General features: G+C 36.1%; 16 protein-coding genes. 10 read left to right on the forward strand and 6 right to left on the reverse strand.

Going from position 1 to position 24,011, the window contains the following annotated elements:
- Window positions 1-607 precede the first annotated feature (607 nt).
- Complete coding sequence (locus tag KQI21_RS11305; protein ID WP_216484255.1) at window positions 608-769, reverse strand: hypothetical protein; 162 nt, start codon at window positions 767-769, stop codon at window positions 608-610.
- 914 nt (window positions 770-1,683) lie between these two features.
- Here KQI21_RS11305 and KQI21_RS11310 point away from each other — a divergent pair.
- Both KQI21_RS11310 and KQI21_RS11315 read left to right on the forward strand, forming a co-directional pair.
- Window positions 1,684-2,262: a DeoR family transcriptional regulator gene (locus KQI21_RS11310; protein WP_216484256.1), complete on the forward strand. Its 579-nt coding sequence runs from the start codon at window positions 1,684-1,686 to the stop codon at window positions 2,260-2,262.
- 21 nt (window positions 2,263-2,283) lie between these two features.
- Entirely contained in the window at window positions 2,284-3,042 is a 759-nt protein-coding gene (locus KQI21_RS11315) for a FixH family protein (RefSeq protein ID WP_216484257.1), read from the forward strand.
- 707 nt (window positions 3,043-3,749) lie between these two features.
- On the opposite strand, the gene floT is transcribed toward KQI21_RS11315, so the two are convergent.
- The 3 genes from floT to spoIIP all read right to left on the reverse strand — a co-directional run bounded on the left by floT (window position 3,750) and on the right by spoIIP (window position 8,550).
- Window positions 3,750-5,291: a flotillin lipid rafts scaffold protein FloT gene (floT, locus tag KQI21_RS11320; protein ID WP_216484258.1), complete on the reverse strand. Its 1,542-nt coding sequence runs from the start codon at window positions 5,289-5,291 to the stop codon at window positions 3,750-3,752.
- A 528-nt stretch (window positions 5,292-5,819) separates the two neighbouring features.
- Window positions 5,820-6,353, reverse strand: coding sequence for an NfeD family membrane protein (locus KQI21_RS11325; protein ID WP_216484259.1), 534 nt, complete (start codon window positions 6,351-6,353; stop codon window positions 5,820-5,822).
- A 1,087-nt stretch (window positions 6,354-7,440) separates the two neighbouring features.
- Window positions 7,441-8,550, reverse strand: a complete 1,110-nt coding sequence (gene spoIIP, locus KQI21_RS11330; RefSeq protein WP_216484260.1) for a stage II sporulation protein P — start codon at window positions 8,548-8,550, stop codon at window positions 7,441-7,443.
- A 765-nt stretch (window positions 8,551-9,315) separates the two neighbouring features.
- Between spoIIP and KQI21_RS11335 the strand changes: the two genes are divergently transcribed.
- The gene (locus KQI21_RS11335) at window positions 9,316-12,051 is read left to right on the forward strand and encodes a UPF0182 family membrane protein (RefSeq protein ID WP_253291406.1); all 2,736 of its coding nucleotides are present in this window, start codon (window positions 9,316-9,318) and stop codon (window positions 12,049-12,051) included.
- Between the two features lie 56 nt (window positions 12,052-12,107).
- Here the strand turns inward: KQI21_RS11335 and KQI21_RS16850 are convergent, their stop codons facing one another.
- Together KQI21_RS16850 and KQI21_RS16195 are read right to left on the reverse strand one after the other, a co-directional pair.
- The gene (locus KQI21_RS16850) at window positions 12,108-12,176 is read right to left on the reverse strand and encodes a YjcZ family sporulation protein (protein WP_373687663.1); all 69 of its coding nucleotides are present in this window, start codon (window positions 12,174-12,176) and stop codon (window positions 12,108-12,110) included.
- A gap of 91 nt (window positions 12,177-12,267) precedes the next feature.
- Window positions 12,268-12,378, reverse strand: a complete 111-nt coding sequence (locus KQI21_RS16195; protein ID WP_309245541.1) for a YjcZ family sporulation protein — start codon at window positions 12,376-12,378, stop codon at window positions 12,268-12,270.
- Window positions 12,379-12,552: 174 nt separating this feature from the next.
- Here KQI21_RS16195 and KQI21_RS11350 point away from each other — a divergent pair, with 174 nt between their 5' ends.
- From KQI21_RS11350 to essC, 7 genes are all read left to right on the forward strand, one after another.
- The gene (locus KQI21_RS11350) at window positions 12,553-12,804 is read left to right on the forward strand and encodes a hypothetical protein (protein ID WP_216484262.1); all 252 of its coding nucleotides are present in this window, start codon (window positions 12,553-12,555) and stop codon (window positions 12,802-12,804) included.
- Between the two features lie 669 nt (window positions 12,805-13,473).
- A complete protein-coding gene (locus KQI21_RS11355) occupies window positions 13,474-13,770 on the forward strand; it encodes a WXG100 family type VII secretion target (protein ID WP_216484263.1) in 297 nt (98 codons plus the stop codon).
- A 767-nt stretch (window positions 13,771-14,537) separates the two neighbouring features.
- Window positions 14,538-18,071: a type VII secretion protein EsaA gene (gene esaA, locus KQI21_RS11360; RefSeq protein WP_216484264.1), complete on the forward strand. Its 3,534-nt coding sequence runs from the start codon at window positions 14,538-14,540 to the stop codon at window positions 18,069-18,071.
- Window positions 18,046-18,543, forward strand: coding sequence for a type VII secretion protein EssA (gene essA / locus KQI21_RS11365; RefSeq protein ID WP_216484265.1), 498 nt, complete (start codon window positions 18,046-18,048; stop codon window positions 18,541-18,543). Before esaA ends, essA begins: the two co-directional genes overlap by 26 nt.
- A gap of 12 nt (window positions 18,544-18,555) precedes the next feature.
- Window positions 18,556-18,813: an EsaB/YukD family protein gene (locus KQI21_RS11370; protein WP_216484266.1), complete on the forward strand. Its 258-nt coding sequence runs from the start codon at window positions 18,556-18,558 to the stop codon at window positions 18,811-18,813.
- A 635-nt stretch (window positions 18,814-19,448) separates the two neighbouring features.
- Complete coding sequence (essB, locus tag KQI21_RS11375; RefSeq protein WP_216484267.1) at window positions 19,449-20,786, forward strand: type VII secretion protein EssB; 1,338 nt, start codon at window positions 19,449-19,451, stop codon at window positions 20,784-20,786.
- Window positions 20,787-20,830: 44 nt separating this feature from the next.
- On the forward strand, window positions 20,831-24,011 hold a 3,181-nt coding region (essC, locus tag KQI21_RS11380; protein ID WP_216484268.1), incomplete at its 3' end, for a type VII secretion protein EssC.

A 24,011-nucleotide genomic window follows, 5' to 3' on the forward strand; every position in this document is an offset into this window, starting at 1 on the left:
TCCTCCGTCTATCAGGATGTTCATGAAACCCCAACAGCTATTACGGAATATCCAATTTATTATTGCTTGAACCTTTCCAGAGCACTTTATTTTGTGCGGTAAAGTTGGGTTGTACCTTAAAAAAGAAGGAGGACAGTGGGCGAAATCAATTCTGCCAAAACGTTATTAAAGTTCGCTTGATCATTTGTTAAAGCAATACGCTGGAAATTTTACAACTGGATTTATAAATGATCAACACTTTGCACATTTATGCTTAATAACACAAATCAAAAGCAGTATTGGAAAATGGTGTGGTTAAATAATAGAAAGTCACTCTGAAACACCTTGCGTTTCTAAGTAGAAATTTACGGTGATGTTTATTAAAGTCTGGAGTTAAGTCATATTTTTTCAATTTATCTAGATGTATTCTTTCTTGAAATAGTTTATTTTTTATCCCACATCTAACTGGCAGTAAGACCCCCACCTCGGGGAGTAAGAGGCAGCGAAGAAGTCTAGGTGGGGGATAACGGAAAGTCAAATGTCCGATTGGTTCAAGGGCCTTTAGGTCATACCATTAAGGTACTAACCATGAGTGGGGGATGAAAGAAAACCCCCGCTCATGGAAGTTTCACTTTATATAATTTACATTTGCTTCTTTTTCAATCCCGATTATATAGGTTTGTTTAACTTCCTTAACGATTTGTGCTGCTACTGGCTGTTCCATCTCTTTTCCTGATAATGATTCTTTTACGTCAGTTAATGAACCGTCAGCTGTAATAATGAGATCCACATGAAAACCATTTTTTCCTAACACGATATCGATTTTTACTGAATCTTACTACACCAACTGTTTGGTCATCCTTCACGAGATTCACCATCACGTTTTTAGTATGATTTGGTGCCCATCAAAGACCAGCCAATTCTTCAAAACAAAGGTAAAAGCAGGGTAAATGAATGCATAACTAATAAAATGCTTATCCAGCATCCCCCTTTCGGCAGTTGGGATAACGATTACATGAGTATTTAATCCGGTACTCAACAGGCAAATAGTTGTGAAACAGTTATCTTCTCCATTTATCTGGTGATCCTCCTCCCCAAAAAATCGGGTCGAAATGTCTTATCCAATTTCATCACACGTTAGAACGGATAAAATTTTAGCGTTGAAGTTCATTTAACGTAGTTAAAAATTTTTAAGTTCTAAGTATAAGTGCAACTAGGCTATCGTCTGCGCTTTTCTTGCTACTAACCATGTTTTCTTTATTTACTTGCTTCTCCGTTCCTTGGAAAAGAAAAACAATTTTCCTATTTTGGAATAAATTTTGAGAAAGCCGTTTGTGCTCATAATCTACAAAAAGACCTTCTACTAAAAACGTCCACGTCCTGTAGGCAACGTCGAAGTCAGTACGTCCTGTACAAGTGTGTTACTTGAAACTACCCATCCTCGAACTTCGACTCGATAATTGTGCTAGTATCAGCGTTGCAACAGGACGTTTCGTGCTTCTCCACTTTTGAACATGCGCTAGTTGTTATGTAAGAAAGCTAAATGAAAATTATTTATAAATGTTGGATAAGCCGTCAGATAACTACAACTTTCAGAGTAATTCACGAAGTTTTCATATAAATTTTGTTGATGTATTCGATTGCAAATGATATATTATGTTTTAAAGTGTTAAAAGATGTTACGTATTGGGGGAGGGAGAAATCATGTTACCACTTGAAAGAAGGAAGCGGATAAAAAAGCTTATACTTGAAAGAAAGAATTTGCGTATATCCGACTTAAGTAAAGAGTTTGGTGTCTCGGAAATGACAATTCATCGCGACGTTAAAGCGTTAGAGGAGGAAGGGGTTTTAACCAAGACTTTTGGTGGCATTTCATTAGTGGAAACTGATGTAAATGAACAGCAAAAGAACCACTGTACTTATTGTAGTCGAGCAATTAATGAAAAATTAGCCTATCGATTAATTTTAACAAATAATAACATTGAAGTTACATGCTGTGCTCATTGTGGTTTACTTCGGCAACAGCAATTAGGAAATCAGGTCATACAAGCAATTTGTTCTGATTTTCTAAGACAAACAACTATAAGTGCTCCATTAGCATGGTATGTGACAGATACTACTTTGCATATGGGATGTTGTCATCCACAAATATTAACCTTTGAATGGCGTGAACATGCAGAAAAATTTGTCAAAGGCTTTGGGGGAAAGATATATTCTTACGAAGATATTACAGAAGTTCTGCTCAAGAAAATGAGTGGAACGTTTCAATGTAAAAATCATTAATAAAAGGGGAATGGTTGTATCATGAAAAAAATATCATTACTAGTATCTATTTTAATTATTATGTTTTTGGCAGCTTGTGGCAATCCAGAAGGTGGTGCTAAAAAAGGGGAAGACACAAAAGCAGGTGAAGAGGAGTTAGCAGAAGAACTAAAGGAACTAAAAGTGGATTTCGAAATTCCAGAAACTGCAGAACCGGGGGAGACTGTTGAGTTAAAAGCAACCGTTACATATGGCGATGAAAAAGTAACCGATGCAGATGAGGTTGTGTTTGAAGTTTGGAAAAAAGATAAAAAAGATGACAGTACGAAAATAGATGGTAAGAATCATAAAGATGGAACCTATACAGCGGAAATGACGTTTGAAGAAGCTGGTGTGTACGAAATGTATGCTCATACAACGGCTAGGGATCTTCACACCATGCCTAAAAAGGCAATAACGGTAGGTGAAGAGGAAGCTGTTGAAGGTCATGAAGGTCATGATAATCCAGAAGGTTTTGCTCTCCATTTTATGGAACCGGAAAATGTTGTGGTAGGCGAAGAAACAGAATTGATGGTTCACTTGCAAATGGATGAGAAACCATTGGAAAAAGCTTCTGTTCAATATGAAGTAAACAAAGAAGGACAAGTTGATAAAGAAACGATCAAGGCAACTGAGGGTACAGCAGGGGAATATACAGGAACATACGTGTTTTCTGAGTCTGGAACTTATCAATTAAAGGTACAAGTTAAAGCGGATGATGGTATAAAAGAGCAAAAGGAATATGAAATCGTAGTAAAATAGTAACTTTGTAAAAACAGGATTGCTTCAAAATAGGCAATCCTGTTTTTCGTTAGGGAGAAATTAATAGATTGGTAAAACTTTGCTGGAAGGTAGTGAGTATGTTTATGATGAAACATAAGCATTATTAAGAAATTCTGACGACTAACATTAAGATTGAATAAACTTCTAGTAATTATGTATTAGCCTCATTTTGACTACCTGAGTTTTGTGGATTGAGATATAATAATTCAAGGAGATGGATTTTTAAAACATAAATTTCCATTTTGCATCGTTGACAAATTCAATGAGGTACATCATAAGGAACGTAATCATATAGAGAACGTTGGTTTCAAAGACGGCTTTAGAAATGTAATAATTTCGATAACAACGTTAATTTCCTATACTTATAATCTATTTCACCGTATTGGTAAAGAAAAGAGAAAGGTTTTTAAAGCTACTTACCATCTGTTTTCACGTTAAAGTTTACCGTGTAGAATTGTATATAATGGTTTGATTTCAAGCTAGCAACAATTTTTAGCTAGTTGTTCTCTGCAAATTAAACATTTGGTATTACTGCTTCTTTTAAATAGTATGGTATTTTGCACCACTTATGTAAAAAAGCAGAAAAAATATTATAGCAATTGTTCACGTGTAAAGGCGTATTTACAAATACAAAGAGGAGCATTATAAAATGCCCCTCAGCTATGCTTTATGTTGCTTTTGCTTTATTATTTATCTATCTCAGCAAGTTGAGATTCTTTTTCTTCCTTATTATATAGTGGTTGACTCAAGTCATAATCATCTGTCGAATGTGTTTTGCCACTGATATTTTCTAATAGCTCTTTTATATCAATACCAGAGGATGCTTTAAGTGACTCCTGCAAATTTGCCATTAAATTGGTTGCATATCCTGAAACTTTATTCGCACCGCCGCCACTGTCGCTTCCGCCTGTATCAACGACTGTAATCTTATCAATATTTGCCAGTGGATTTGCGATCTCTCTTGCATATTCAGGTAACATTTTTATAACCATATCCAAAATTGCAGCTTGACCGTATTGTTCAAAGGCTTCAGCAATCTTGCGTTTTGCTTCGGCTTCAGCTAATCCAGTTAGTCGGATAATATCCGCTTCTGATTCTCCTTGTGCTCTTTGTGCTTCTGCTTTTGCAAGACCGTCTACGCGAACTCGTTCCGCTTCGGCTTTAGCTTCAGCTTCAATTCGGTATTGATTTGCCTCTGCTTCTGCCATTTGCTTCATTTTATCTGCTGCAGCTGCTTGTTCCACAGCATAACGATCTGCATCTGCCTTCTTTTTAACTTCTGAATCATACTGTCTTTCTCGTCTTAAAATTTCTTTTTCCTCTAATTCAATTTGCTTTTGCCGCTCAATAATTTTAATTTGCATTTCTTGCTCGGTAACATCTTGCTTTGCTCGTGCAGTTTCCAAATCATAGGCTTGGTCAGCACGCGCTTTGGCAATATCCTGTTCACGACGATACTCGGCAGTTTTTAATTGGTTTACTTTTTCTGCCTCCGCAATTTCTGTAGCTCGTTCTAGTTCAGCTTTCTTTGCTTCCTTAGCAGCCTCAGCTTGTTTAATTCTTGTTTCCTTATCTGCTTCTGCGGTTGCAATATCGGCATCTCTTTTTACTTGAGCAATTCTAGGTTTACCTAAAGAGTCTAAGTAGCCATTTTTATCTTTAACATCTTTAATGGTAAATGAAACGATAACTAACCCCATTTTAGCCAAATCTTGAGAGGCGACCCGTTGTACCTCTTGAGAAAATTTATCCCGATTTTTGTATATTTCTTCAACCGTCATAGAGCCTAAAATGGAACGCAGGTGACCTTCCAGTACTTCTTTTGCTTCAACTTCTAGGTCTTCCTTTGATTTTCCTAAAAACTGTTCTGCTGCAGTAGCGATTTCGCTAATCGAGCTGCCAATTTTTATGATTGCGGTTCCATCTGCCATTACCGGTACACCTTGTTCGGTATATACTTCAGGAGTAGTTACTTCTAATTTACTTGATAATAAGCTGATAGGTTCTGCTTGTTGAAATACTGGTAAAACAAATGTGCCTCCACCACGAATAATTTTAATTTTATTTCCTGATTCATCGACATGTACATTTTTTCCGCCTAGATAGCTTCCTGTAACAATTAACGCCTCGTCAGGTCCAGCAGTTCGGTATTTAGAAACAAAAACACCAATTAAAGCTAGTAATAAAAATACAACAATTCCAATAATAATCCAAAATCCTTCAAACATATGATTCCTCCTATACGTGTTATTATTTATTAACAAGCAATCCCTGAAAAGAGAACGCTGCTGTTAACTGAATTATCTTTATTACTCTCACTTCGATAGTTATAGAGAATGCGAAGACGGTTAAGTGGAAATAACGGCACCTAAATACCCTAGCCGTTCGAGTAGACAGGACAAGGAAAGCTACTTGAATAGACACCGCACGCAGAAAAAGCGCCCTTCTTTTTCAAGGACAAGGAAAGCTACTTGAATAGACACCGCACGCAGAAAAAGCGCCCTTCTTTTTCAAGGACAAGGAAAGCTACTTGAATAGTCATCGCATGCAGAAAAAGTGCTTTTCTTTTTCAAGGACAAGGAAAGCTACTTGAATAGTCATCGCATGCAGAAAAAGTGCTTTTCTTTTTCAAGGACAGAGTTGCTACGACAGCAATACATCGCGTTTTTTCACGGACAAGGAAAACGATGGACGAAAACGATACATCGCGACTTTTGTTTCACCCAGAGAAAATACTTCTTGAATCAAATTTCACTTTATTGATCTAAATCGTTATTATATGGTTCAATGTAAAGAACCCCTTCTCTAACCTCTAAAACCAAGACTTCTGTACCTTCAGCAATAGGCTGTTTATTAAAGGTAGTTGCTGGTTTAGAGATTCTTCCACTTTTACTCTCAATAACAACTTCCCCATATCCATCAGCAGGGACTGCAATAATGATTTTTCCTATCCGCCCCGCTAATGAAGACTCGGTATACCCTAGGGATTGTTCAGCTGATGCTAACGGTACAAGGACAAATACATGTAACAATATATCCAGAATAAGTGAAATTAGTGCTGAAATAATTATAATTAGTAAACTAGACAAGCTAGTCATTGTTTCCAATAAATAACCTGAAGCAGAGAAAAAAGTAATAAAAGCTAAAATAAGAATAGGGTTAGCTATTGGAAATATTTCACCAATACCTTCAAACATATCTCCAAAGAAAATGTAAAGAAGAATCAGCGCACCAGCAATGGTTAACATATATAAGTAGATGGTTTCAACGGGAATTCCAAATATAGTCATATGTATCACCTCCTTCATTAATTATTCTTCTGGAAGCATTTGAGCATTGCAGTAAAACAGGGAAGTAATTTGAAACTAGTTTTTATATCCTTCTGAACGATAGGAGTTGTTTATCCCGTATGTAAGGTGCCGTAAGACTCCCACTTCAAGAGCCTTAGTTGGTACAAAAGGTTCTAAGTGGGAGAAAGCGGCACCTAAATGCCCGATTCGTTCAAGGGTCTTTAGGTCATACCCTTCTAGGTACTAACATTCAGTAGGAGATGGAAGAAAACTCCTACTGAATGAAGTTTCACTTTATTTAATCATACGAGTAAATCGTTATAAAAGTTTCAAAAAAAGATTAATCTTGATTTATTTTTACATAATGAAAAAGAACTAGGTTTCATCATAAAAGATACGGAGAATATTTGCTGAAAATTTCTCTATCTTTTTGTTTAAGGAAGATGTCCAAAAAGTCCGGTAAAAACGGCAAAAGCGAATCTCATCTGATTCAAAAATGGATAAAATTTAGAGCTATGAAGTTAAAACGATACGAGAAGCTCTTAATACCATATGTAACTTAAACTATGTGAAAAAAAACGACTTTAAATGCTCATTCGTTCGGATTGACGGGACAGAGAAGCTTCGACAGTAATACACCGTACAAAGAAAAAGTGGTTTTCTTTTTCAAGAACAAGTAAGACTTCTTGGCTAGGCATCGAATGCAATTTTCGCGATTATTTCACTTCAAGGAGAGAAAATCACTTCTATATGAATTTTTTTACTTTATGTCCAACCTATAAGTGGACTAAACTGGCCTAAAGCGTAAAGGTTTCGGCTTCTTTATTGGCTTGATTTTTGGGCTCTCCCTTATCCTCAAAAAGGTTATCCACAAGGTAGAAACGGATATAATTTCCTGACAAAGAAAAGACTTGATATTGTTTTATATCAAGCCGTTACTATCATGGTATTTTTATAGCTTAGAGTAGCTTGAAAAAGTGTTACTGGCTAATTTTCTTTGTACTATAGGAAAGTATAGAATTTTAGGATTTATAGTATAAGTAAAACTACAGCTTTCTCTAAAGACTTGGCGACAAGCCAAGTTTTTCTAATTTACTTTTTTAGCATTCGAGTGATATTCGCTAATTACTTCAGCTAGTGCCTTAGATGTATTTTGCAGTTCTTCTTTATTATTATCGACACCGCCAATTTCAATCAGAATTGATTTTTGAGATAAATCCTGATTGTATACTCCGTTTCCCTCTGATTTATCCTTTAAAAAGATGCCTCGACTAATTCCTGGATATTTTGCTTCTAAAGCTTGATTTAATTGCTCAACAAATGCTAGATTTTGCTTATAGTTTTTATGTTCGATACCGACTATGAAGTATAATTTTGCATACGGCTTGTTATCGATAGTCGCGGTTGTAATATCTTTTCGTTGGGCATCGCGATGAATATCAATAAAGTATTCGATGTTTTTATTTATTGATATAGCCTTTTGAACGGTTTTTCTCGAGAAGTCATAGGAATCATAATAGTCGCCGCCCATAGCATGTAAACCTGCAGTAACATTGGTTGTATCATGGAACGTGGGTATACCTTGTTTTTCCAATTGTTGGCTCAGTAAAGATCCTACCATTACAATGTTTTTACTATTATTTGTACTAGAAGCATTAGAAGGCTTTTTTTGCTTATCCCCTAACAGTGGTAAAAATGCTTCCCAACTGTGACTATGGTAGATAAAAATAGTTGCCTCTTCTTTTTTGGTAGTTTGTTCTTTTGGTTTTTCTTCTTTCGTTTCTTCAGCATCCTCTTTTAACAGTTCTTCAAAATCAGGGGGCGGGGACTCGATTGGCATATGTTCGCTTTCGGAGCCGGTTGTAGCTAATTGAATTGGAAAGATAGGGTTTTTTCCAGGAAGCTCTAAGTTTAACAAACTAGAGAAATTCCGAGGAGTTACACCTGCAGCTCCTTCTAGCAGTAATTTGGACCATTGTGGAACTTCCACTTCATTTGTTGCTAAGGCTGTTTGCAACTGTGGAACCTCAGTGCTCATCATCATAAATAGAGCATCGGTAAATATAGCAGAATTTGTTATTTTATTAATAATAGGGATCTCGAAGAAATTAGCATGAATTCGAGGCATAGTTAAAAAAGTGATGATAAAAAAGAGGATGCTCATACTAAAAAACATAGTTAGTAGTATTCGTTTCATAGTTAGTCAACCTTTCCTAGTCTTTCTATATTCTATGCAACATGTTATTTTTAATAGAACGGATAATTATAAATTAATTATGAAGTTAGTTAATTTACAGTTAAAAAAATGTGAAAAAAGATTAATCCAATCAAGTTATTTGTAATATTGAATGATCAAGGTTGAGAGCAGGATATCGAAATCCGATGATAGGCAAGAAAATGTGTTATAAGTTATTCATACACTAGAAAATGATGTCTGTTTTTCCATGGTGGATATCTTTTTTAAAAGTAGCTTCGTATAGTGTATGTGCTCAAGCACCTAGCAAACTTTGATTTTACCAACGATACGCCAACACCCTCGCGTGTTGTGATTAATTCTCCAGTTTGTACGCTGTTAACCGAGCGCTTTCCTTTTTTGTACTATAGGAAAGTATAAAACTTTAGGCTTTATAGTATAAGAAAAACTACAGCTTTCGCTAAAGACTTGGCGACAAGCCAAGTTTTTCTAAAGAAACGGATATATTTCTAGTAGAGATTATTTTTTATAATTGTAACTATCAGCAGTAGTTGGAAAAAGCGCCATGCGTCTAGAGCAGCTTGGCTTTCTTTATGTTGCTATTATAAGATGAAACCTCTCTTTTATCCTTGGAAAGAAACAAACGGCTGTCTCGTAAAATGTTACTTAATATTTGATAAATCAGATTAAAAACTCAATTTCGTATTAACTACTATTTTGGAGTAAGTTTGTTACAATAGAAGAAAATGTTACACAGGAGGTAACATCTTGGAGGTTAATCATAAAAAAGTATGGCCGTATAAATGGCGACGAATTGGTAATGGATTCGCTATTACACTAGGCTGTATTATTATCTTATTGATGATCGGTTTGTTGAGCTTCCGATGGGTCATTAATTATATTTGGTTGGATTCATTGCAGTTTGGCAGTATTTTTATCACGATTATAAAAAGTAAAATATTACTTGGTTTAATTGGTTTTTTTCTCTTTTTTATAAGTGCTTATTTCACGCTGGCATGGATTAGAAAAACATACCTTGCTTATTTTCATGATGGGCGTTTACCAGCTTTGATAAAAAATCATAAACAGAGCAGACTGGTATTATTTGGAATTTCCTTTTTAATCGGTACGGTTGGCAGTATGATTGTTCAAGGCATAGGATGGGAGCCGCTGTTAAAGGCAACCCACCATTCTTCTTTTGGTATTTCCGATCCGTATTTTAAGCTGGATCTATCATTCTATATGTTCATTTTACCGATGCTCGAGATTGGTATTTATGTATTGCTAGGACTAAGTCTTTTCTATCTTGTAATTGAAATAAGCTTTTATTCGTTTTTCCAGCTTTATCAAAAGAGTCGACTCGCTCAGCTTCACTTAGGGGTTACTTTAGCAATCATTGGTCTGCTTTTAGCAGCTTTACATGCTATCAAGCCATTCCATACCTTATTAACAAATAAAGTAAACATGTTTCAGGAAAGCGTCGTTCATGGTTTAAGTTACACCGATAGATTCGTAAATATTCCCGCTGCTTACATCTTAGCTGGGATGGCATTATTGGGGTCTATTTGGATGATTATCGAGCTTTATCGGAAAAGCTATTATCGCATGATCACTCCAATTGTTATGTATGTGATCTTTGTCATTACTGCTCAATTTGTTTCTGCAGGTGTGCAGCAATTTATCGTTTCGCCAAATGAATTTTCCAAGGAAGCCCCGTATTTAAAGCATAACTTGAATTATACAAGAGTGGCGTATCAATTGGATGAGGTGAAAGAGAAGGAGCATCCTGCAAGCGAAACACTTAATCAAGAGATGTTGACAAGAAATAAGCTGACGCTAGATAATGTAAGAATTAATGATTCGAGGCCGTTACTGGAAATTTATAATCAATTACAAACATTTAGGACATATTATCAGTTCCAGAATATAGATATTGATCGTTACATGATTGATGGAGCATACCAGCAAGTATTTATCGGTGCAAGAGAATTAAACACGGTTAAGCTTCCATCACAAGCAAAAACGTGGGTAAATGAAAAGCTTCGTTATACACATGGTTATGGGATTGCAATGAGTCAAGTAAATGAAATAACGAAGCAAGGACAACCGAAATATTTAGTGAAAAACATCCCACCAGAAGGAGCGCTTGACATAAACAAGCCGCAAATATATTTTGGGGAAGAAAATTACAATAATGTTATTGTAAATAGTAAAGTAGATGAATTTGACTATCCTTCAGGTGATGAAAATATGTCTACTCGTTTTGAGGCGAATAGTGGAATACCGCTAACAGGATTAAAGCGGTTATTATTTGCACTTAACGAAGGATCTTTTCGTATGCTAATTTCTGACCAAATTAACAAGGATAGTCAATTATTAGATACTCGGAATATTATGGAGCGAGTAAGACGAATTGCACCTTTTTTCCAATATGATGATGATCCATATATTTTTGTACGGGAAGATGGGAGCCTTGCATGGCTGATTGATGCCTATGTAACAACAGATGGTTACCCATTTGCAGAGCCATATGCTGGCAAAAATAACTATATACGGAATTCGGTAAAAGTAGTAGTCGATGCTTATACAGGAAAGGTTAACTTTTATATAGCTGAAGCAGATGATCCTTTACTTAAAACATATGCCAATATTTTTCCTGAATTATTTACCAATGATATTCCTGCTGATATTCGCTCTCATTTTCGCTACCCGGAAAAACTATTTACGGTTCAGGCTAAAATGTATGGAACATACCATATGGAAAACCTTGAAGTATTTTATAATCGGGAAGATTATTGGGAGTTCCCTACAGAGAAATATTATAATGAAGATATTGAAATGGAACCTTACTATGTAACGATGAAGCTACCAGAATATGATAACGAAGAATTTATGCTGATTATGCCATATACACCCAAAAAAAGGCAAAATATGATTGCTTGGATGGGGGTTCGTAATGACGGAGATAATTACGGGGAAAAGGTTGTATACCGATTTCCAAAACAAAAGAATATTTATGGCCCGCAGCAAATCGAAAATCGGATCAATCAAGATAGTAGAATATCCCAGCAGCTGAACTTGTGGTCGCAAGGTGGATCAGAAGTAATTCGCGGTAATCTGTTAGCTATTCCAATTGAAGATACGATGTTATATGTTGAGCCAATTTATATCGAATCCGCCAACGAAACGTCTTTACCTGAGGTTAAACAAATCGTCATGGCTTATGGAGATTACATTGTAATGGAAGCTACCTTTGAAGAAGCATTAGATCAGATACTTGAATACATTGATCTAAAACGGGGAGCAGAAAAGAAAAACAATGAAAAAGATCCCAAAAAACAAGAAGTAGAAGAAGGAAAGTTACCAAAAAGTGATTCAGAAAAGCTTCTACAAGAAATTGCAGCTATGTTTGAGGCATATCAAAAAGAGCTTTCTGCTGGAAATTGGGAAAAAGCTGCAAAAATAATGACAGAGATAGAAGCAAAATTAAAAAATGTGGAATAGATAATGTTTCAAGCAGGTCGTAGTAAAACGACCTGCTCTGTTATGATTTAGAACATTTAGCACCAAGCAGCTCCAACAATGATGAGTAAAATGAATAGAACTACAATTAAGGCAAAGCCTCCAATACCATAACCGCATCTTGAACCATACCCATATCCAGAGCTACCACAAAAACCATGACCCATATAAATTCCTCCTCATTTTAATAAAAGGTTACTACACATAAAAAGCACGTACAACGTTTAGCAGAATAAACAATACTACAATTAAATTAAACCCAGTGCCATAGTAATAACCATCAATTGCTGCTTCAATTGTTATTAACACCCCAGTTCCTTTACATTAACAATGTATGCCTATAACTAGTAAAAGATATAGGTAATAACCCAGTTTATTTTTTTTGGGCGAATGATTTTCCGCAGAATACCTGATTCATTTGTCTTTTACAGGATGGACATAATTACATATGATGTTGTAGCTGACCATAATGGGGGTGAACATATGTCAGGAGCACATTATTATACTCTATGTAGGAAACACTTAGGAAAAGCAGTTGAAATTCGAACACATGGTGGTAGAGTTCATCGGGGAATTATTGAAAGAGTAAGCTCAGATAGAGTATATTTACGACCTTTAGAAAGAACAAGAGGTCTAGGTGGCTTTGGGATTGGCTTCTTCGGATTTGGCTTTGGTTTTGGCGTTGCTTTAGGAGCGATAGCATCATTGGCTGTATTGCCGTTTTTCTTTTGGTAACATTACTATTCCTAACACAGAAGTATATTCTTATTATGTAATTTTTAATAACGGGCAGCAAGCTACTTGCTAACATTCGAGAAAAAGAAGTTCGAAGTGGTGAAGTTTTGAATAAATAGAGCGTATGCAGTTAGGTATAGTGCTAAGTGAGAATAAAAGCCAGAAGTGCTTGTTTAGCAACGTACAAACTGGAGATCTTCTGAAGCGATAAAGAAAACATGCAGAAGACTGCTTAGTTCACACTTATACGTTAAACATTAAAATTTTTTACTACGACGTTTAAATACTATACACGTTGAATATCTTTAAAATTATGTTTTCCAGTAGTTTATTGCCCGTTATTTATTGATGCTTTTATAGATCAAATAGAAGTTGCTGTAGAGTTTTAAATACAGGAATTCTAATTAAGAATATTCAGAATAATGTTAACTATATTTTTTGCTTATCTAAGAAATAAGTCCTGATCAAAAGGATAGGTTATATTTCCCATTTTTAACATGTGAAAAAAGTACAACATGGAAAAAATAGGCCTTTATTATCAATTATCTAAAAAGTGCATAAAGTCAATTGACATAGAAAAAATGCTTCATTAGTCTTGAAGAAGGAGAGGTGCTAAAATTTTACTTTTCGCCTCAACAGAAATTATTTAAAAAGGGAGATGAAGGTGTAATGGCAGGACAAATTCGTATGACGCCTGATCAGCTGCAGGCGAAAGCAAAAAGGTATGGACATAGTGCTGAGCAAATTGAGCAAATATTAAGAGATTTATCTAACTTACAAGAGGAGTTGCGCGGAGAATGGGAAGGTCGTGCATTTGAACGTTTTGATGACCAATTCCGGCAACTCAAACCTAAGGTACAGGATTTTGCTCAGTTAATGCAAGAAATTGAAATGCAATTAACGAAGACTGCTGAAGCTGTTGCACAACAAGACGAAGCACTATCTCAGAATTTTGGTCTAAGATAATACTTAGCGAAATAATGTGTTAAACAACGTTTCGTGTCCTCATGGTTCAGAGCTGCACGGCTTAAGTTGTGCAGCTCATGTGTTCTTAGCAATATTTTAAAATCAAACTAATGTTTAAAATGCAAAGAAGCTTTTGGAAAGCTGTTTCTCTCAACTTCGTTTATTCTATGAAAGTAATACGATAAAGTTATAACTTCATAGTGACTGTTCATAAAGGTTAATCAGGACTGAGATTGGCTAAGACCGCAGTGACCTTGAAAATTCGTGAATATTGCTTTTGGAGTTTTCCTTAACCTTTTAAAAAATCGCGGGTTATCGCGGTCAACGTTTTTCTAGTTCTATTATAACGCGAACATAGCTAGTCCTGTCGAGTCAAAGTTCGAGATGACGTAGTTTCGTGTAGCACACGTGTACAGGATGTACTGACTTCTACGTTACTCACAGAATGTGGACGCTTTTAGTAGAAGATCCTTTAGTAAATACATGAGCATGAGGGTGGCTTCCTCGAAAAACTACTCTATCCAAGGAAAAGCGTTCTTCCTTTCCAAGGAACGGAAAAACAAGTCACAAGCGAAGCTCAGACGATAGCCTAGTTGCACTTATACTTAGAACTTAAAAATTTTTAACTACGTTGAATGAACTTCAATGCTAGAATTTTATCCGTTCTAACGTGCGTTAAATTTCGACGCGTCATTTTAACCCGACTTTGTGAATATCCGCTAATAGTTTTAAAACAAATTATTAATGCAATTCTAGGAGCTGTTTTTATGAAAAAGTTAGATAAACGGTGGTTCCTGTTTTTGTTGTTAATCATTATACTTGCCTCGAGTTTATCTTATCTCGCCTTAAATCAACAAGAGCAAACAGAAAGCACGAAAGAAGCAAAAGATACGAAAAAAATGTCGATTGCTCTTGTTAATGAAGATAAGGGGGCAACGTTACATGGCGACGATTTAGCTTTTGGTGATGCATTTGTTCAAAGCGTAAACAATGATAATGAGCATGATTGGTTTATTGTAAGTCGTGGGGTAGCGGAGAGCGGCTTGAAACGTAGTACATATGACATGATGATCGTTATTCCTAATGACTTTACAGAGAAGGCTCTTGCTATTGATGAGCCATCACCGGAACCAGTTGTACTAAATTATAAAATTAACGCTTCTGACAATGAGCATGTAACAGCAGAAGCAGAAAAAACGGCAAGCAACGTGTTAAATAATTTTAATCGCCGAATCATTGATGTTTACTTTGCCAGTATCGTTGGTAACCTGCAAGGTGCCCAAGACAATATTGGTGAAATTATTAAAAAGCAAGCGGTTTATACGCATAAACTTAACAATGAAGTGTCTGATCCATTGGGGAATTATACCAATCAGTTTAGCACCATTAAGGATAGTACCAATTTATCAAAAGAAAGTTTTAGTAATTTTCAAGAATTGATGAATACCTTCCAAAAGCAATTAATGGATGATGCTAAACTTGATGAAAACTATTTATCTACGTTGGGCGATGTTTCAAAATTAAAAGAACAAAACGGAGTACAATTACTCGAATTCTATCAAACATTAAATGAGTTTGATGGATCGTTAAAGCAGCAGGATGTAGAACAGCAATTGGAAAGATTGCAGCTTGCTAACACCCGAATTAATGATCAGCTAAAAAATAGTGGTATGGTAGAAATTGAGCCACCAGTAAAGTCAGTAGTGTACAGGAGAAGTAGTGGAGCAAATATTGCAACAGGAGCGGACATGCTAAAGAAATATTTGGACGACTCATTAGCTCAAGTACAAAAAACGTACAGCGATATTGAAAGAAGAATAAGTCCTGATTATTCGGGTGGTTTTACCGGCGTAATTTCAGATCGATTAGATGGTCTTCTTGCCAATGTGTTACACAAAGATGACAAATTGGTAAATATGTTTTTGAAAAAACCGGCAGCAAATGCAAAAAATTATATTCATAAGCAAATAAGACGATTGCCCTCACTGAATATGGATGACTTTGAAGAAGTAGGTCTGCCAAAGCATACAGTTCAAGAGATTAGGAATGTTATTGCGGTAACCAAAAAATATATGGGGGAAAAGGGACTTGGTGCAGATGAAAATCTTAAGCCGAGTGGCGACCCAACGAAGTTATTATCATACCAGATCAATCAACTAAAGGAAAAATTGCATACTTCAGGGATGACTATGTCTGACTCCGTAAAGTTACCGAAAAATAAAAAATCAGCGCAAACATTTAAATTAAAAATACCAAAGCACATTCTTGAAAAATATAAGGTAGAAAACTTAAAACTGACGATTCCTGGTATTGGTGATGTGGATTATACAAAACAATACCATGATGGTGAAATTATTCTTCCAGCAAATGAAGAAGGTATATTTACCGTTCAGGTTACACTTCGTTTGCTTGATAAAAAGTCAAAAGTAGACATTTTCAAGCCAATTCCTTGGGGCTGGAAATTGCATCAAAAAGATATTGATAATGTAGATGTTCCGGAGACAGCGCAAATTGAAACAGCGGAAACGCCTCTTGTTGCAAATGTAAAGGTTGAAGCAACTAAAGAGCAAAAGCAAGATAAAACAAAAACTCAAGATGGAGATAAGGTAACAACAAAGCAAAAGCCAACACCAGAGAAAGAACCAACACAACCAGATAATGGGGGAGGAAGCGGATCTGAAACCGGTGAAAGCAAAGACGGAGAAAATCCTGGTGAAGATGGCAACCCTGATGAAACAGGAACAGATGAGCCAAATGAAGAGGAGCCAACGGACGAAGAAGATAGTGAGCCGCCAATCAAAAGAATTAAGATCATTAATAATCGTATTAACCATGAAATTATGACGCCAATGGAAGGAATGGATAACGCAACGAATAAATTAATTAGAGCTGTAACGAACACAGTAACACCTTACCAAAAATTATTTTCATCTTATGAAAATTATTTTGGCTTAAATATGAGTAGCTCCAATTTACCGGAACAAATAAAAGGTAAATTATTAAAAGAATTAGCTACTGAAGATTCGTTGTATTATCTCTTTAATAAAAAAGATGTTCCCGGCTTAATAAAAGACTATATCGTTTTACAAATTAGTGATGAAGTAGCCAAACAAATTCGTACTCCCTGGGCAAACCTGCAAAAACAAATAGAAACGTATCAACAACAAGTTCAGTTTGCTAGGGAAAATGCAGATCAATTGGTTAATCGAGTTGAAAAAACTGCCAGTGAAGCTGTAGAGCTTAATGAAACTCTTGCTGCAACACTAGAAGATGTAGACAATTGGCGGAAGAACAGTTTGAATTTAGTAAAGGCACAAGAGCAAATTCAGGCAAGTGCAGAAGAAGAACAAACTGCTCTTGTTTCATTGGATAGTGAATTCAAACCATTATTAACAGCTAGTCAATCATTAGCTGAACAAGCACAAGGAAATGTGACGGAATCAGACATCGTATATGACACATTTGACAGCATTGATAAACAGGCTGAAGCAATACAGGAAAGTGGAAAAGATATTGTTAGCCAGGTAGAAGAATTAGCGGTTGATATGACGAAGAAATTATTGGAAGATCAGGAGTTTGCGAAGAACTTTACTGGTGTATTGGCAAATAGCCGGACTGGAGATCGACCAAATGAAGATCTGTATGACTTTTTATCCAATCCAGTCCAAACAAGCAGTGAAGGAACAATAACTTCTTCCGATGATACATTTACACCTTATTTCTTAGTCTTAATCTGCTTTATCGTTGTCTTATTTACTGCTTATGTTATCTCAACGATCAATCAGAAAAAAGCAGAAGAGGACCCATTCTCTAGCGAAAAATCACTCATTAATAAAAATACACCGATCACGTTGATAACTACAGGAATTGGTGTGTTAGAGGGAATTGTAATTGGAGTTGTATCAAGCTATACGATGAAGATAACTGATAACGGTATGTTAATGCTTACAGGTCTGATCGTCTTATTGATTACCGGAATGTTACTCATTGCTACTTATTTATTAAGACAGCTAAAAATGTTCGGTATGTTTCTTCTGCTGATGGTACTTAGCATGTACCTGTTCTTTACCAATGCGTTCGGTGCTGGAATTAAAGGAATGGACTATTTAAAAGACTTCTCCCCACTTCAATATTTAGAAACACTATTATGGAATGTGGTACATGGACAAGCCAATTATCAAGTGTCTATTCTACTGATTATCGGATTAATTATTTTAGGTATTTTGGCGAATCTATTAGTAGTACATCGCTTAGAAGGAAAGGGAGATACAGATGATGAAAATGAAGCGGAAGCCAGTTAGAGTCATTCTTATTATCTCCACAAGTCTGCTGGTGTTTTTCTTCTTTGGAACACCAGCAGCAACTGCTTCAAATAAAGGAAATTTGGAAATGAAAATCGATCGCATTATGAAAGATGAATCAGAAAGAACTTCTAATCAGGAAACAGAACTGGACAAAGTATTTCCAACTTTATTTGCTGAAGAAACGACGAAGGAAATTAATAGACAAGCAGCTGAAAAAAAGCAATCGATGGAAGAATTAGGGAATATGCTGTTCAAGATGGATGCTGAGCCAAATAAAACATTACAAGTGACAAAGGACTCATTGTTTACCAATGACTATGTTGCAACTAGCAAACAAGCAGCGGATGTAAATGAGGCGGAAGAAGAGTCAGCTTCAGAATCTGGAAGTACATGGTTAATTACATTGACAGGGGTAGTTCTTCTTTTAAGTACAGGATTATACTTCATGATGCAAAAAATGCTGAATTAGGAGAATTGGTTGATGGCAAAAGAGACACATATCAATGTAACGATGGATTTTAGTAAAGTAGTAGATGGGGACGGAAAATATGATCTCCGTATCCCTATTCAATTATCGGTAAAACAATTGCTCTACTATGTGATGGATACATTAAATCTTTCCGAGAAAAAAAGTGAACGTTTTGCAATTAAAGTGATAACGAAAAATCTATTAATTGCCGATGATGATTTTATCGCAGACTATCCTGTTACCGATGGAGATATCTTACTCGTTTTATAACTAAGTACCGATATTTATCCCGAATGTAAGGTGCCGTAATCGCTCACTTCAAGAGTTATAGGCGATACGAAGTAGTCTAAGTGGGAGATAGCGGTAGCTAAATTCCCGATTCGTTCAAAGGCCCTTGTGGTACTAACATTCCGTAGAGGATAGAGGAAAACTCCTACTGAATGAAGTTTTACTTTATCTAATATTATCGCTTCGAATTAGGGCAATTCGCCCTTCTATACATATTTTACTGTTAGTGTCTGTTCAAAAAGGGGGTAAATAGGACCGAAAAGTTGGAAACGGCGAAGTTTTAAGTAGTGCGCTTGTACAGGACGTACTGACTTCTACGTTGCCCACAGGACATGGGCGTTTTTAGTAGAAGGTCTTTTAGCAATTATATGAGTACTAGGACGACTTCCTCGAAAACCAATTCCAGCGCGGGAAAAGCGGTTTTCTTTTCCAAAGAGGAGAAACAAGCCAAGTTGTACTTATAATTAGAACTTAAAATTTTTTTAAAACTACGTTGAAGAACTAATTTTATCCGTTCTAACGTGCGAAGAAATTCGATGTCATACTTTTTGAACAACCTCTAATATTGATTTTAAACGAAAAGATGGTTGTGAAAGCAGGTAAAGGAGTCATAAGATATGAAGGAAAAAACGATACAATTTGAAAAGCTGACACTGCAATTTGAAATCGAAAAAGAGGACTGGCGAATGAGATTACCTAAATCTCAAACTGCAGTCAAAAATATTCGACAAATGGATTTAATGCTTCATCCATCTGATTTTTTTGCCCCACTATCAATTACAGAGGAGGAGGATTCCTATCATTTTTCGTTTACGTTAGAACCGAGATTGAAAAAATGGAACCAACTGGTAGCGTTACATAGAAATGAAAAACTACGATTATTGTGTAATATGACAAAGCTACAGCGTTATTTACATACAAGGATAACGTTCTTCCTTCACCCTGATAACCTTGTGTTTGACGACAACTTAATGCCATGTCTTATTTATAGAGGGATTCGTAAGTTGGTACCACCTTATGAGATGACGGAAGAAACGTTCTTTAAACAGTTCCAGTGTTTTATCATTGCGTTATTTTCTAAGAAATATAATTTTGATCAGCTTTATCATGGCTCATTACAAAATGCTAAGGATACAGATTTTCAACGCCAAGTTAGTGAGATGGAAGATTTAGCACAACTCATTGATTATTTACACAAAAGCTATCAAGAAGAGCAACGCAAAACAGAAAGAACAATGGAAATCGTTCCAAAGAAACGCTTTCGCCTCTTTAAACAGCTTGCTATCATTATGATTATCGTTTCCGTGCTCTTAGCTATCCCTGTTATTTATTATGGATTGATCAAAACACCATATCAGAATAATCTTTTGAAGGCACATGGAGAATATCTGGCATCAGCTTATGGAGAGGTTATTTCTACGTTGGAGGAAGAGGAGCCAGAAGAGCTGCCAAACCAGACAAAATATATTTTGGCGGATTCTTATATTAAGGTCGAGAATTTATCGGATAATGAAAAAGAAGTGATTTTAAAAAATGTCAGCTTAAAAAGTGATCCGGATTATTTACTTTATTGGATTTACAATGGCAGAGGAGAATTTGAAACTTCCATTGATAAGGCTAAATATCTTGATGATCCTCAATTGATTATGTATGGACTAATTAAAAAAATAGAGCAAGTTAAAAATAATCCTGATTTGACCGGGTCTGAACGAGAAGAAGAAGTTAAGAAATTACAGGATGAATTAAATCAGTATCGAGAAGATTATAATTTGCAAGATGAAGAAGCAGGAAGTTTACCAAATACAGATGAAGAAGTACATACAAATGTAGAAGCAGAAGCGGAAACACCTGCTGATTCAGATACGGAAAATGAAGAAAGCACAAATAATATGAAAGATAAAGAAAAGGACGCGGAAAAAGATAGTCATCAGGATGATAAAAAGGAAGAAAAATAGTAAAAATGCGAACTAATTGCAACGGTTTAGAGAGGGAGAAAAAGATGGCACAGAAATCACTTATGGTCACCTATAATAATCAATTGCATAAATGCCATTTACCAGAAGAGGCTAGTGATATAACCATTGGAAGCGAGTGGTCTCATAGCATTACATTTCCTGACTTGAATCAATTACTTACTATAAATTGGGATGGGACAGATGGATTTCTTGATGGGAAAAGACTTGATAAATATACGACTATTGATATAAATGATAGACCAATGGACTTTTATTTTATTTATCAGGATATGTTGTTTGTTTTTGATATTGCGGGAAGAGATACGATTACGGTAGGAAGCAACGAATATGACGATATCATGTTGGAAGATTCATCCGCAGATTTTGTTGTAAACAGGGAAAAAAATGGGATTACCTTTATGTTAGAGGATCAGCTGGGGAATGTTTTTCATAATTTTCAGCGTGTTGATTGCCATGCTGTTCTTTCTCCGGGAGATCAGTTGTTTGTAGATGGAACGGTAATTTTTATTGGTGAAAATGAACTACAGGTAATGACGGCAAATCAAAAGTTGGATAGTAGATTAGTAGAGCTGGTTGAAGTGAGTACTCCTTACAGTGGTGAATACCCTGATTATCATCGTTCACCACGGATTATTTACCGGGAGCCTGAGGAGGGTCGCACAATTGCAAAGCCAGCTAATAAACCTTCTAAACCTAGCGAGCAATTGGCGCGTACGATTGTTCCACCACTTGTCATGGTTGCTGCACTTGTGGCGATATCACTTATTCAGCCTAGGGGAATTTATATAATAGTAATGTTGTCCATGACGATTGTGACAATTATATTTTCCATTACTTCTTATATAAAAAACGTCAAAAAATATAAAGAAGACATGAAGCATCGGAAAGAGACGTATAAAGCATACCTGCAACGAAAAACAAAAGAACTGCATCAGACAAGTGAGGAGCAACGACATGCTCTGTTTTACCACTATCCGGATGTAGAGACAATCCGTAATATGGCTGTAGAAGTAGAGGCAAGAATTTATGAAAAAACAATGTATCAACATGATTTTCTTCATTTTCGCGCTGGATTAGGTACCGTAAAATCCAGCTTTGAAATCGATTTTAATGATGAAGAATTCTCCCAGGAGAAAGATGAACTTATTGATCAAGCAAGAGAACTTTTATCCCAATATCAAGAGATTGACAATGTTCCGGTCGTTACTTCTTTAACAAAAGGACCGGTCGGATACATCGGTCACCGTCCGCTTGTATTGGAACAATTGCAGCTATTGGTTACCCAAATCGCATTATTTCACAGCTATCATGATGTACAATTTATTACGATTTTTCCGGAAGAAGAAAAACAAGAATGGGATTGGATGCGCTGGCTGCCGCATGCTAGTTTACGAGATGTGAATGTCCGTGGTTTTGTTTATCATGAGCGTTCACGTGACCAAGTCCTTTCTTCCTTGTATCAATTACTAAAAGAACGCCGGCAAGCAATAGAGGAAAAAAGTAATAAAAATGAGAAACTTTACTTTTCACCACATTTTGTCATTTTGATAACGGATGAAAAGATGATCATTGATCATATCGTAATGGAGTTTTTCAATGAAGATCCAAGTGAATTAGGTGTATCTTTAATGTTTGTTCAAGACGTCATGCAGGCCCTTCCAGAGCATGTAAAAACAGTTATTGATATCCGAGATGCAAAACACGGGAATATTTTACTGGAAGAAGGCGAATTAGTGAATAAAAAGTTTCATCTCGATCACTATCCAGATGGCTTTCATAAAGAAGACATTACTCGTGCTTTAGCACCTATCAACCATTTACAGAACTTAAAAAACTCGATACCGGAAAAAGTTACTTTTTTGGAAATGTATGGGGTAGAAAAAGTAAGCGGGTTAGCTATTGAACAACGCTGGAGGACAAATGAAACGTATAAGACCCTTGCCGTTCCGCTCGGATTACGCGGAAAAGATGATATCGTGCAATTAAATTTACACGAAAAAGCCCACGGACCACATGGACTCGTTGCGGGTACGACAGGTTCCGGTAAATCAGAAATTATTCAATCTTATATTCTCTCACTCGGGGTCAACTTTCACCCACACGAAGTCGCCTTTCTACTCATTGACTATAAGGGCGGAGGAATGGCGAATTTATTTAAGCATATGCCGCATTTGCTCGGTACAATTACGAACTTAGATAAGGCGCAATCCATGCGTGCTCTTGCTTCTATTAAAGCAGAATTGCAAAAAAGACAGCGACTGTTCAGTGAGCATAATGTAAATCATATTAACCAATATCAAAAGTTGTATAAGCAAGGAAAAGCGAGTGAGCCAATGCCGCATTTATTTTTAATTTCTGATGAATTTGCTGAATTGAAGTCAGAGCAGCCGGATTTTATGAAAGAACTAGTTTCAACAGCAAGAATCGGTCGTTCACTTGGTATCCATCTTATTCTTGCAACCCAAAAGCCAAGTGGTGTCGTAGATGATCAAATCTGGTCGAACTCCAAATTTAAATTGGCATTAAAGGTGCAAAATGCAAGTGATTCTAACGAAATTTTAAAAACACCCGATGCTGCTGAGATTACGTTACCGGGGCGTGCTTACTTGCAAGTAGGAAACAATGAAATTTACGAATTGTTTCAAAGTGCATGGAGCGGTGCAGATTACGTACCTGATAAAGATGATCATGAATTTGTAGATACAACGATTTACGCAATTAATGATCTTGGTCAATATGATATTCTCACAGAGGATTTAAGCGGCTTAGCCCACAAAAAAGATGTTGAGAAAAAGCCAACAGAACTGGAAGCGGTTATCGACTATATTGCTGATTACACAGAAAAATGTCAGATCGAGCCACTGGCAAGACCATGGTTGCCGCCATTACCTGAGCGTATCCCGCCAAAAGAAATACAAGATATAGATTATAAAACAGCATGGAAAGAAGAAGCAAAGAAACCGCTAGTAGTTACGTTAGGTCTCTTGGATCAACCAGAACTGCAATCCCAAACACGATTAACATTAGATTTAACGAGAAGCGGACATCTAGCAGTTTTTGCAAGTCCTGGATATGGGAAATCAACATTTCTACAAACGGTAGTAATGAATTTAGTTCAACAACATCATCCAGAACATTTACATGTGTATTTATTGGATTTTGGTACAAACGGATTATTGCCGTTAAAGGCGATTCCTCATGTTG

The sequence above is a fragment of the Virgibacillus proomii genome, assembly GCF_018916875.1.
In the GTDB taxonomy this organism is placed as follows: domain Bacteria; phylum Bacillota; class Bacilli; order Bacillales; family Amphibacillaceae; genus Virgibacillus; species Virgibacillus proomii_B.